Origin of the sequence: Sneathia sp. DSM 16631 (assembly GCF_014892235.1) — a bacterium.
Classification (GTDB): domain Bacteria; phylum Fusobacteriota; class Fusobacteriia; order Fusobacteriales; family Leptotrichiaceae; genus Sneathia; species Sneathia vaginalis.
Genome location: NZ_JADBHL010000002.1, coordinates 28,305 through 41,614 on the forward strand (window position 1 = coordinate 28,305; position 13,310 = coordinate 41,614).

11 protein-coding genes are annotated in these 13,310 nt (G+C 30.2%); 7 read left to right on the forward strand and 4 right to left on the reverse strand.

Translation table 11 applies throughout. The features are described from left to right. Nucleotides 1-22: 22 nt before the first annotated feature. The 4 genes from adhE to IMK15_RS01775 form a co-directional block, all read right to left on the reverse strand. A complete protein-coding gene (adhE, locus tag IMK15_RS01760) occupies nucleotides 23-2,674 on the reverse strand; it encodes a bifunctional acetaldehyde-CoA/alcohol dehydrogenase (RefSeq protein WP_192941666.1) in 2,652 nt (883 codons plus the stop codon). 73 nt (nucleotides 2,675-2,747) lie between these two features. Then, complete coding sequence (locus tag IMK15_RS01765) at nucleotides 2,748-3,896, reverse strand: MFS transporter (RefSeq protein ID WP_192941667.1); 1,149 nt, start codon at nucleotides 3,894-3,896, stop codon at nucleotides 2,748-2,750. Nucleotides 3,897-3,949: 53 nt separating this feature from the next. Then, on the reverse strand, nucleotides 3,950-4,282 hold the full coding sequence (locus IMK15_RS01770; RefSeq protein ID WP_192941668.1) for an SdpI family protein: 333 nt from the start codon (nucleotides 4,280-4,282) through the stop codon (nucleotides 3,950-3,952). A 72-nt stretch (nucleotides 4,283-4,354) separates the two neighbouring features. Then, nucleotides 4,355-4,945: a hypothetical protein gene (locus IMK15_RS01775; RefSeq protein ID WP_192941669.1), complete on the reverse strand. Its 591-nt coding sequence runs from the start codon at nucleotides 4,943-4,945 to the stop codon at nucleotides 4,355-4,357. Between the two features lie 368 nt (nucleotides 4,946-5,313). Here IMK15_RS01775 and IMK15_RS01780 point away from each other — a divergent pair, with 368 nt between their 5' ends. From IMK15_RS01780 to IMK15_RS01810, 7 genes are read left to right on the forward strand one after another with little or no spacing between them, the layout of a single operon-like run. Continuing rightward, nucleotides 5,314-6,285: an ABC transporter permease gene (locus IMK15_RS01780; protein ID WP_046329055.1), complete on the forward strand. Its 972-nt coding sequence runs from the start codon at nucleotides 5,314-5,316 to the stop codon at nucleotides 6,283-6,285. Further along, complete coding sequence (locus IMK15_RS01785; RefSeq protein ID WP_046329056.1) at nucleotides 6,285-7,235, forward strand: ABC transporter permease; 951 nt, start codon at nucleotides 6,285-6,287, stop codon at nucleotides 7,233-7,235. The genes IMK15_RS01780 and IMK15_RS01785 overlap by 1 nt, the downstream gene beginning before the upstream one ends. An 11-nt stretch (nucleotides 7,236-7,246) precedes the next feature. Further along, nucleotides 7,247-8,347: an ABC transporter ATP-binding protein gene (locus IMK15_RS01790; RefSeq protein ID WP_192941670.1), complete on the forward strand. Its 1,101-nt coding sequence runs from the start codon at nucleotides 7,247-7,249 to the stop codon at nucleotides 8,345-8,347. Then, nucleotides 8,347-9,279, forward strand: coding sequence for an ABC transporter ATP-binding protein (locus IMK15_RS01795; RefSeq protein ID WP_226869157.1), 933 nt, complete (start codon nucleotides 8,347-8,349; stop codon nucleotides 9,277-9,279). The genes IMK15_RS01790 and IMK15_RS01795 overlap by 1 nt, the downstream gene beginning before the upstream one ends. A gap of 2 nt (nucleotides 9,280-9,281) precedes the next feature. Continuing rightward, nucleotides 9,282-10,877 (forward strand): peptide ABC transporter substrate-binding protein, encoded by a 1,596-nt coding sequence (locus IMK15_RS01800; protein ID WP_192941671.1) that lies wholly within the window; start codon nucleotides 9,282-9,284, stop codon nucleotides 10,875-10,877. 11 nt (nucleotides 10,878-10,888) lie between these two features. Further along, nucleotides 10,889-12,481, forward strand: a complete 1,593-nt coding sequence (locus tag IMK15_RS01805; protein WP_084710376.1) for a peptide ABC transporter substrate-binding protein — start codon at nucleotides 10,889-10,891, stop codon at nucleotides 12,479-12,481. Then, the gene (locus IMK15_RS01810) at nucleotides 12,482-13,273 is read left to right on the forward strand and encodes an HAD-IIB family hydrolase (RefSeq protein ID WP_192941672.1); all 792 of its coding nucleotides are present in this window, start codon (nucleotides 12,482-12,484) and stop codon (nucleotides 13,271-13,273) included. Nucleotides 13,274-13,310: the final 37 nt, after the last annotated feature.

Consider the following 13,310-nt stretch of genomic DNA (forward strand, 5'->3'; position numbering starts at 1 on the left):
TTGTTCTAGTATTTTTTCTATATTATTTTTTCTTTTTTGTTTCTTTCTTTTCATGTGCATTAGTCATATCATACATTTTTTCATATTCTTCTGCACCATAGTAAGCTCTTAGATAAATTTCTTTTAATTCAGAAATTAGTGGGTATCTAGGGTTTGCTGGTGTACATTGGTCATCAAATGCTTCTAATGCCATTTGGTCAACATGTTCTAAGAAGTCTTTTTCAGGTACTCCCCAGTCTCTAATTGTCTTAGGTACTCCAACTCTTTCTTTTAATTCTTCTATGTGTTTAATTAATTTTTCTACTTTTTCTTCTCTAGTTTCTCCACCTAATCCTAAGAAATCAGCTATTTTTGCATATCTATTCTTAGTATCTGGATATCTGTATTGAGGGAATACTCCCATCTTAACTGGAGCATCAGTAGCATTGTACTTAATTACTTCTGTTAATAGCATACCATTACAGATACCATGAGGTATGTGGAATTGTCCACCTAATTTATGTGATAATGAGTGAACTATACCTAGGAATGCATTAGCAAATGCCATACCTGCTATACATGAAGCGTTAGACATCTTTTCTTTAGCCTTAACAGCTTTTACTCCTAATGCAACTGATTCTGGTAAGTATTGGAATACTAATTTAATAGCTTCTAATGAATATGGTTTAGTATATTCAGTAGCCATTATTGATACATATGATTCAATTGCGTGAGTTAATGCGTCAACACCTGAAGCTACTGTTAATCCTCTTGGCATTGTTAACATTAATTCTGGGTCATTTATTGCTACATCTGGTGTTAATTCATAGTCAGCTAATGGATATTTTATTCCAGTTTCATCGTCAGTTATAACTGAGAATGGTGTTACTTCAGATCCTGTACCAGCTGATGTTGCTATAGCTATGAATTTAGCCTTTATACCCATCTTAGGGAATGCAAATATTCTCTTTCTTATATCCATAAATCTCATTGCAAGATCTTTAAATCTAATATCTGGATATTCATAAAGTACCCACATAATCTTAGCAGCGTCCATTGCAGAACCTCCACCTAATGCAATAATTACATCTGGTTGGTATTCTCTTGCTAATTTAGCTCCTTCTCTTGTACAACTTAAAGTAGGATCTACACCAACTTCAGAGAATATTCTGTAATCTATTCCTATTTTTTCTAAAACAGTTGTAATATGGTTTGCATAACCTAGTTCAGCTAAAGTCTTGTCTGTAACTATCATTGCTTTTTTATGTTCACCTTTTAATTCTTCTAGTGCTTGAGGTAAACATCCATACTTAAAGTAAATCTTTTCTGGAACTTTGAACCAAAGCATATTTTCCCTTCTTTCTGCAATAGTTTTAATATTTAATAAGTGCTTAACTCCAACGTTTTCTGATACAGAGTTTCCACCCCATGATCCACAACCTAATGTCAATGATGGTTCTAATTTAAAGTTAAATACGTCTCCTATTGCTCCAAGAGATGCTGGCATATTTATTAATGTTCTTCCAGTTTTCATTCTTCTTCCGAATACTTCAATCTTTTCTTTTTCAGCTGGGTTTACATACATAACTGATGTATGTCCTAATCCACCTAATTCAATTAAAGCTGCTGCTTTTTCTATTGATTCATCGAATCCTTCTGATTTATACATTCCTAAAATTGGTGATAATTTTTCATGTGCTAATTCTTCATCAAATGTTGCTTTTTCTATTTCTGCAATTAATACCTTAGCTAATTTAGGAACTTCGAATCCTGCTAATTTTGCGATTGCATATGCACTCTTACCAACTATTTCTGGGTTTAATGCTCCTGCTACACCATTTTTAAATAATGTCTTTCTTAATTTATTTTTTTCTTCATCAGTTAAGAAGTATGCTCCTCTTAATTGGAATTCACTCTTAACTCTGTCATATATATTCTTATCTACTATTAATGATTGTTCAGATGCACATATTACACCATTATCAAATGTCTTAGATAATAGGATGTAGTTTACAGTCATCTTTATATCACAAGTTTCATCTATTATTACTGGTGTATTTCCAGATCCAACTCCTATAGCTGGTGTACCTGATGAATAAGCACTCTTAACCATTCCAGGACCACCTGTAGCTAAAATTAAGTCTGATTCTGCCATTAATTCTTTAGATAATTCTAGACTAGGTTCATCTATCCATCCAATAATATCATCTGGAGCTCCATATTCTTTAGCAACTTCTAATGCTATTTTAGCTGTGTATATAGTTGCATTTTTTGCTCTTGGGTGTGGTGATATTATTATAGCATTTCTTGTTTTAAGTGCTAATAATACTTTAAATGCTACTGTTGATGTTGGATTTGTTGTAGGTATAACCCCTGCAATTACTCCTATAGGTGTTGCAATTTTCTTAATACCATATGCTTTATCTTCTTCTAAAACTCCACAAGTTTTTTCATCCTTGTATTTATTATAGATGTATTCTGATGCGAAATGATTTTTTATAACCTTATCTTCTACAACTCCCATTCCTGTTTCATCATGTGCAAGTTTTGCTAAAGTTATTCTTTCATCATTAATTTTTTGAGCTACTTTTCTGAAAATCTTATCAACTTTTACTTGATCAAATGTTGAATATATTTCTTGAGCTTTTCTAACTCTACTCATAAGTTCTCTCAAACTTTGAATATCATTAACCATAATTCAAATCCTCCTAGTTAGTTATTTTTTTAACATACTTATTATATTACAAATATCTATTATTGTCAACTTATCAATTAACTTTAAATCTTTCCTTATTTAAAACTGAAATAACAAAACCTATAATTGATAATACAACTGCAAAAAGTAGTATTGCTCTTACTCCACTATTTTCAACTAAATATCCTGTAATTGTTGAACCTATCATAATTGAAAAATTAAATGATGATGATTGTAATGAATTAGCAACTTCAACTCCATTTGTAACTTGATGGGCTGTTGCAGTTTGAAATATACTACTTAATGATCCAAATTCTAGTCCCCATAAGAAGAACAATGTATGTAATACTATTAAATTTCTATTAAAGATAAATACTAGAAATACTACTGCTGTTATTGCAAACAAAATTAGGACCATAAGGTGTAGATGTTTATCAATAAATTTCATAGTTAGAATTACAGAAATTATTGACCCTATCCCTATAAACAACTGTGCTGTTGCAATACTAGGATATGATGTATCTTTTATTAGATTAGTAATAAAGGTGTAGACTCCATAGTTTGCACCTACTCCTAAAAATGTTAGGACAATAACTAAAAATACACCTGGATTTGTAAGCATGGTAAGAATTGAATTACTTTTATCCTTTTTTTCACCTGCTATATCAGGTAATTTTAAATAACATAAAAGAGCTATTAAAAGTAAAGCAATTCCTAATATTAAAAATATTGCTCTATAACTTAAAAGATTACCTATAATAGTCATAATAGGTAATCCAACAGACATTCCTATTGTTATACCCGACATAATTATTGTAACTGCTCTTCCTTCTTCATCCTTATTAACTAATTTTATTCCATAACCTGTTATCATAGGCCAAAGTGTTCCTGCACAAAGTCCACCTAATAGTCTACCGAATAGCATAACATTAAAAGAAGGTGCAAAACCTACAATTAAATTAGAAATAGAAAAACCTATTAGAAGTATAGTTAATAGTTTTTTTCTATTCCACGAAACAGTATATGAAATTAAAGGTATTCCAAAAATAGCAGATGCTAATGCATAGATACCTACTAATCTACCTGTTTCTGATATACCTATACCATACACGCTTCCTATTTGTGGTAAAAAACTAGTTGGCATAAGTTCACATAATATTGCCATTAAAGTTATACACGACATGAGTATAAGTAGTGGCAAACTTTTTTTATTTTTTTCCATAAAAACCCCTATTTTGTATTAAGTAACAAAAGGATTAACAAAAAGTTAATCCTTTACTTATCAAATTTGTTATCAATATATATGCACATAAATACAAACGAACACGAACATATTACCGTTAACATAAGTGCATTCCATTCCATTGGTAATATATTAAAGTACAAAACTACTGAAACAAAAATAAATAAAACAACTCCTAAAATCACTGATATTTTCCCGCAAAGCATATTTATTCTCTTCCAATTCTCTTGATTCTTCATCGAATTTTTAGTTCTTATACCACATGCGTTGTTTATAGGACCATTTGCTATTTTTTTCCAATACGGATATGAAATAATCAACAATATTGGTATTAAGTAATCAATTACTAAAAAGAAGTATTTCATAAATCTCTCCCATCATTTGTTATCGCAACATATTATATTATATTTCACATATATTTTCAACTTGATAGGTTTTTATTTTTCTCTATGTAATTTTGCTGTGAACTTAAATTCTGCCATATCAGGTATTTTATATCCAGATCCCATTGGTTTTGGTATGTATAAATAAGTGAACTTACCGTCTTTTTCTTTATACATTACAGATTTATCATAAGGCCCTACTGGATCAAATTTAACTACTTCATAGTCTTTATCTTCAATCTTTATCTTATTTTCACTTAATTTTGGATATACATGTGAGTGTAGGTATCCATATGTTGAATGGAAAAATTCTCCTTTATCTATATCCATCATTGTAACATTTGCCTTTATTATTAAATCACCTTTTTTAGTTTTAATAATATCAAAATTACCATTTCTATCTGCATAACCATATTTTGTTTTTACTATAAAGATTCTACCCCAACCCCAAACATATGCTACATCTAAGTTTGTATCTTTAGTTTTTGCAATAATTAATTTTAAAGGTAGATTACTTTTATCCTTATATGTCACATATACCTTTTCTGTTCCTTCTTTAAATTCAGGTCTTTTAAAATGTCCATGTGAAAATGAACTTACTGCTAAAGTTACTGTTGCTAGTAAAACTGTTAATATTTTTTTCATATATATATTTACCTCCTATTTTTTCCTATTATATATTACACTTTTTGTATAAGCAATATGCCTCATTCAGTTCCATATTTTTTTATTCCTTATATGTTTGATAATTACTAAAAGCCTTTAATTTCAAATTTTTTTAGTTTTTTTTACATTAAAAATTTTTATGCTTACATTACTTATACTTATACATAAAAGAAATCAAATAACTTTTTAAGTTAATATTGTCAGTGCCTATAGCTTTTCTTTAACAGATTCTTATTTTTCTAATTTATATTTTTTCTAAATCATGATTTTCACTAATCTTGTATTAAAAAAATATATAAGCTATAATACCCATATATTTTTAAAAGCCTAATAGAGAAAGGAGAACTATGAAAAATATTTTAAAATTTTTAGTAAAGCGGATTATTGCCAGCTTTATTACCTTATTATTAATAATAACAATAACATTTGTATTATTACATAAATTACCTGGAGACCCATTTCAAGGTGAAAAAGCTATTCCGCCTCAAATTAAAGCAAATTTGATGGCAAAATACAATCTAGATAAACCTTTATCTACTCAATACAAAACTTACTTAGAACAGTTAAGTAAAGCTGATTTAGGATTATCTATGAAGGAAAGAGGTAGAAGTGTTAACTCAGTAATAAAGGAAAGCTTCCCTGTTTCAGCTGACTTAGGAATAAGAGCTATACTCTTTGGACTTATAGTAGGTATACCTCTTGGAATATTATCAGCATTATTCAGAAACAAACTTATTGACAGATTCTCAATGATTATAGCAGTAATAGGTATATCAGTACCAAGTTTCATAATAGCAGGTCTACTACAACTATATGCTGTAAATATACATAAAGAGATATTGATTAATAAGTTGCATCTACCACTAGGTAGAATATTACTAACTGGTTGGGACAGCCCTGCTAAGAAGATATTACCTGTAATAGCATTAGGACTATTCATAGTAGCAGAAATTGCAAGACTTACTAGAAGTAAAATGATAGAAATTATGGAACAAGACTATATTAAATTAGCAATAGCTAAGGGGGTTAGCCCATTTAAAATAGTAATGACACACGCTTTAAGAAATGCGTTATTACCAATTATTACAATAATATCACCTACAATAGCTGGTGTATTAACAGGTTCATTCGTTATAGAAACAATGTTTGGTATACCTGGACTTGGTAAATATTACATAGGAAGTATAATCGATAGAGACTATACAATGGTATTAGGTGTTACAGTCTTTTATGCAGCATTTTTAATACTTATGATGATAATAATGGATCTAGTTTATGCTTTAGTTGATCCTAAGATAAAAATTGGAGGGGGTAAATAATGGTTAAATATGACAGAGAAAAATATGTAACTACTCCTGAAGATTTCACATTCGTGGGTCCAGACAAGAATAAAAGAGAAGAAATTACTAAACCTAGCCTTACTTACTGGCAAGATGCATGGAGAAGATTTAAAAAGAATAAACTTGCGATGGCATTCTTAGTTTTCTTAGGTTTTGGATTATTCTTAGCCATCTTTGGACAACACATTACAAAATATTCATACTTTGAACAAAATACAAAATTAAGATTTTTAACTCCACTAAAAGGAATAAAATTAGGACATTACCTAGGTACAGATACACTTGGACGTGACTTATTCGCACGTATATCACAAGGTATTAGAGTATCTATGGAATTAGCAATAATAGTAGCTGCTGTCTGTGTTGTTGTAGGTACTATATACGGTTCTATTGCAGCATACTTTGGTGGAATAGTAGATATGTTAATGGTTAGATTTATAGAAATAGTTATAGCTGTACCATCTATGATATACATCATACTTTTAATGGTTGTAATGGGTAACAGTGTTAAGACTATAGTAATTGCATTATCACTAACACGTTGGTTAGGATATGCCCTACTAGTAAGAGGTGAAGTTCTAAAATTAAAAGAAAATGAATATGTTATGGCTTCAACTGCTCTTGGTGCAAGTTTTACTAGAATAATATTCAAGCACTTAATTCCAAATACTTTAAGTGTAATAATAGTTAAACTTACTATGGACATACCATCAATAATATTCTCAGAAGCATTCTTAAGCTTTATAGGTCTAGGAGTTCCTATTCCTCAAGCTTCATTAGGTAACTTAGCAGCAGATGGTTTCAAAGAAATCAACTCACACGTTTACTTATTCTTAATTCCATCAATAGCTATATCACTAATTACTTTATCATTTAATATTATTGGAGACGCATTAAGTGATGCTTTAAATCCAAAGCTTAGAGATTAGAAAGGAACAAAATGGAAGAAAATAATATTTTAGAAGTTAAAAATTTAAGTGTTTCATTTAATACCTATGCTGGTGAAGTTAAAGCACTAAGAGATATTAGCTTTTCAGTAAAAAGGGGAGAAACACTGGCAATCGTTGGTGAATCTGGTAGTGGTAAATCAGTTACTGTACAAACTATAATGAGATTATTACCAACACCTCCTTGTGAAGTTAAACAAGGAGAAATAATATTTGATGGTGTAGACTTATTAAAACTATCACCAAAAGAAATGAGAAAATATAGGGGTGGAAGAATAGGAATGATATTCCAAGACCCTATGACATCACTAAACCCAGTTATTAAAATTGGAAAACAAATAATGGAAGGTATCTTAATACATAAAAAAGTTTCTAAGGCTGAAGCTAAAAAGTTAGCCATTGAAATGTTAAGAAAAGTTGGAATACCTAAACCTGAAGAAAGATTTGAACAATATCCACACCAATTTTCAGGTGGGATGCGTCAAAGAGTTGTAATTGCAATTGCACTAGCATGTGAACCAGATTTACTTATCTGTGATGAACCTACAACAGCTCTAGACGTTACTATACAAGCTCAAATACTTGATTTAATAAATGAATTAAAGAAATCATTGAATATAGCAGTAATACTAATAACTCACGATCTTGGTGTAGTTGCTGAAACTGCAGATAAGGTTATTGTTATGTATGCTGGTGAAAAACTAGAAGAAGCTAGTGTAGATGACTTATTCAATAATCCACTACACTCATATACTTGGGGATTATTAAAATCACTACCAAGATTAGACACTGATTCTAGTACAGAATTATTCTCAATTAATGGTACACCACCTGATTTATTAAACCCACCAAAAGGAGATCCTTTTGCAGCTAGATCTGAATTTTCATTAAAGATAGACTACGAAAGAAAACCACCTTTAGTTGAGGTTACAAAAAACCATTTTGTTAGATGTTGGCACTATACAGATGGTGCTCCTGAAATGAAATTCTTACAAGACGGAAACATATTAATGAAACCTAAGGTTGGAGATCCATATATCATTAAAACAAGTTTTTCAAACTTAAAAATAGCTAATATACAAGGAGGGAAATAATGGAAAAGGTATTTGAAATTAAAAACTTAAAAAAATATTTCCCACTAGAAGGAAAATCAGTATTAAAAGCTGTTGATGATGTTTCTTTAGACATATACAAAGGAGAAGTTTTAAGTCTTGTTGGAGAATCTGGTAGTGGAAAAACAACATTCGGTAGAACGATTTGTAGACTTTATGAAAAAACTTTCGGTAATATTTCTTTATTTGGTAAACCCATTGAAAAGTATTCAAAAAAAGAATTTACTAAAAATGTACAAATGATATTCCAAGATCCTCAAGCTTCACTAAATCCAAGAATGACTGTTGGAGATATTATAGCTGAGGGGATGGATATACATAAGTTATACAAAAACAAAAGTGAAAGACAGGAAAAAATATATTCTTTATTAGAATTAGTTGGTTTAAGTAGAGAACACGCAAACAGATTCCCTCATGAGTTTTCTGGGGGACAACGTCAAAGAATAGGTATAGCAAGAGCATTAGCAGTTAATCCAAAAGTTTTAATCTGTGATGAACCTATATCTGCATTAGATGTTTCTATACAAGCACAAGTTGTAAACTTACTAAAAAAACTACAAAAAGAACGTGAACTAACTCTTATCTTTATTGCGCACGACCTATCAATGGTTAAATACATATCTGATAGAGTTGCAGTTATGTTTAGAGGTAGAATCGTAGAATTAGGTAGTCCTGATGAAGTATATAATAATCCCATACATATTTATACTAAATCACTAATATCAGCTGTTCCTATTCCTGATCCCCATCATGATAGGAAAGCAAACCGTATAAATATGGACGAATCATATTTGAGAAGTCCTGTTGGTACCATGGAAGAATTAAAAAACATTATGCCTAACTCAGGGTTAATTGAGTACAAAAAAGATCATTATGTCGAAAAAGAATACATAGAAAATAACGGAGGTAAATAACTATGAAAAAACTTTTAGCAATATTTGTTTGCTTTTTAACACTGTTTAGTTGTGGGTCGAGCTCTACATCAAATGGTAAATATTTAACACTTAATTTATCAGAAGAAGGTAAAACAATAGACACAGCTTTACAAACAGACGTATCTTCAGGAGATTTACATCAATTTATAAGCGAAGGTTTAACAAAGATTGATCCTAAATCTAAACAACCAATTCCTGGACTTGCTGAAAAATATGAAATCTCAGAAGATGGATTAACATATACATTCCACTTAAGAGATGGAATAAAATGGTCTAACGGAGAAGCTATTACAGCTAATGACTTTAAATTTGCATGGCTTCGTGCTCTAGATCCTAACACAGCTGCACCTTATGCATATATGCTATACCCTATTAAAAATGCTGAAAAATTCAATAACGGTAAAGCAAGCAAAGATGAAGTTGGTATAAAAGTAGTAGATGACAAGACATTAGAAGTTAAACTAGAAGCTGCAACTCCATACTTCTTATCATTAACTGCATTCGTAACATATATGCCAGTAAATGAAAAATTCTTTAATGAATGTGGAGACAAATTCGCACTAGAACCAGATAAATTACTTTACTCTGGACCATTCAAAATGGTATCTTGGACTCATAACTCAGAAATTAAACTAGTTAAGAATGAAAACTACTATGATAAAGACAAGATAAAATTAGATGGTGTTAACATTAAATTTATAGCTAACCCAGCTGCTGCATTAAATGCATTTAAGAATGATGAAATTGACTTTACAGCTTTAACTGCTGAACAATATGATGAATACAAAGATAATCCTAACTTACATAAAGTCTTAATGGCTACAAACTGGTATCTAGAATTCAATCATAAAGAAAAATTCTTAGGTAATACAAATGTAAGAAAAGCTATACTTCTAGCTATAAACAAAGAAGAATTAACACAAACAGTATTTAATGGAATAAATGATCCTGCATATACATTCACACCAAAAGGTGTTGGTATGCCTGGACTTAAAACTAATGACTTTGCAACTGAAATTGGTGTAAGTGCACCTAAATTCAATGCATCTGAAGCAAAAGCTTGCCTTGAAAAAGGATTAAAAGAATTAGGACTTTCTAAAGCTCCAGTTATTTCAATTATACTTAACGATTCTGGATTAAACAAAAAGATTGGTGAATCTATACAAGAATACTTAAGAGTTAACTTAGGTATTGAAGTTAAGATTGAAACTATGGCATTTAAAGAAAGACTTGCTAGAATGGAAAGCGGACAATTTGATATGGTATTAGCTGGTTGGGGTGCTGACTACCAAGACGCAATGACATTCCTTGACTTACTAGAATCTACTAATGGTAATAACCATGGTAAATATTCTAACCCTGAATATGATAAATGTATTAGACTTGCAAAGTCTACACCAAACAAGGAAGAAAGATACTTAGCTATGAAACGTGCTGAAGAAATAATAGCATCTGATATACCTATTGCACTATTATTCCAAGCAAAACACAACTACATAGTAAATGAAAAGCTAAATAACTTCTCATTCTCAGCTATAGGACCTGAATTCCTTATGAATTATGCTGACTTTAAATAGAGGTGAATTTTATGATTAAGAAATTTTTATTATCAATATTTCTTTTTATTACCCTGTTTTCTTGTGGGAGTTCTACTCCCACAGGAAAAGTATTAAATTACAGACTTCCTGAAGAAGGTAAAAGTTTAGACCCGCAATTGTTAACTGATCACACTGGTTGTAACATACACCAATTACTTAGTGAAGGTTTAACTAAACTTGATATGGAAACAAAGCAACCTAAACCAGGTTTAGCAGAAAAATATGAAGTTAGTGCTGACGGTTTAACATGGACTTTCCACTTAAGAGATAATCTTAAATGGTCAAATGGTGATAAATTAACCGCAAATGATTTCAAATATGCATGGTTACGTGCATTAGATCCTAAAACTGCTTCAGAATATGCATTCATACTTTTCCCAATAAAAAATGCTGAAAAATTTAACGACGGAAAATGTAGTAAGGATGAAGTAGGAATAAATGTATTAGACGATAAAACATTAGAAGTTAAACTTGAAAATGTTACACCGTACTTCCCATCATTAACTTCATTTGTAACTTACTTACCTGCAAATGAAAAATTCGTAGAAGAAAAAGGTGAAAAGTACGCATTAGAACCTGAAGATATTTTATCTTCTGGTCCATTTATATTGAAAAAGTGGACACATAACTCTGAAATGTATCTAGAAAAAAATCCTAACTACTATGCAAAAGATAAAATCTCACTTGATGGTGTTAAGATTAAATTCATAATGGATAATGCTGCTGCATTAAATGCATTTAAGAATGATGAAATTGATTTTACTAATATAAGTTCTGAACAATATGACGAATTTAAAGATGACAAGAGATTAAAAGTTCTTCCTCAAGCTCAAATGTACTTCTTAATGTACAACTTCCAAAACAAAGTATTAACTAACTTGAAGATAAGAAAAGCATTTGATCTTGCATTAAATAAGGATGATATAAACAAATCTGCATTCAATGGTTTAAATTCTGTTATATACAACTTTACTCCACACAAAGTTGGTATGCCAGGTAATAAGACAAATGACTTTGGTAGTGAAGTTGGAGATGTTATAGAAAAGTACAATGTAGATAAGGCTAAAGAACTATTTAAAGAAGGTATGAAGGAACTTGGTTTAACTGAATTCCCTAAATTATCTATAATCGTTAATGATATGGACAACAACAAGAAAGTTGCTGAAAATATACAAGAACAACTTAGAACAAATCTTGGTATAGAATTTGATATCCAAGTTATGACATATAAGGAAAGATTATCAAGACAAACTAATGGTGACTTTGATATAGCTCTTACTCGTTGGGGTGCTGACTATCAAGATGCTATGACATTCCTTGATTTATTCATGACTAAGAATGGTAATAACAATGGTAAGTATTCTAATCCAGAATATGATAAATATGTTCAATTAGCTAAAGCTGAACCAGACAAGGCTAAGAGATTTGAATACTTGAAGAAAGTTGAAGAAATAATAGCAAATGATGTACCAATTACTGTACTTTATCAAGTAAATAAATACTATGTTGTAAATGATAGAATTTCAAACTATGCTTTCTCTCCTGTTAATAGTGATATGTTCGCTGAAACGGTGATAAAGTAGATGAGTATTAAGCTTATTGCATTTGATTTAGATGGTACAATTTTTAGTAATACTGTTTCAGAAAAAGTTAAATTAGCTTTTTCTGAACTTGAAAAAAGAAAAATAAAGATACTTCCAATAACAGGAAGATCTCTACATTCTACGCTAGACATACTAGATATGGCTGGTATAAAGAATAACAAGGAATTGTCAGTTTTAACTACAGGAGCTCTTGTACAAGATTTAAACACAAAAGATATAAAAAATAAAAACTTTCTCAAATCATTAGACTTTTTAAAACTGAAAAAATATGAAAACTCGAATATTCATATAAGTGTTTATACTACCAAATTTTTGTACTACACTACTCTAAGTGAAGAGCTCCTAAATGATGCTTATGCTCTAAAAGATCCGCTACGTTTAATAACTGATACAGATTTTGAAGGTGACATATGCAGAATAAATTTTATGGGAAAAGAAGAACATTTAAATGAGTTTAAAAAGCTTTATGTAGATGAACTTTCAAAGGATTATTATGTTGTAAGTAATATACCTACTAGCTTAGAGATACTATCAAAAAAATCTAGTAAGGCTAATGGATTAAAGTTCGTAATGGATTACTATGGCTTTACTAAAGATGAAGTATTAGCAATAGGTGATGGTAATAATGATGTTTCTATGTTTAATGTCATTACAAACTCTGTTGCTATGGGTAATGCTAGTGAATATGTAAAAAAACACGCAAAATATATTACATCCTCTATTGAAAATGACGGTTTCTATGTGATACTAAAAGAATTAGAGATAATATAAATAAAGCTAATCAAGTTAAATCTTGGTTAGCTTTTAT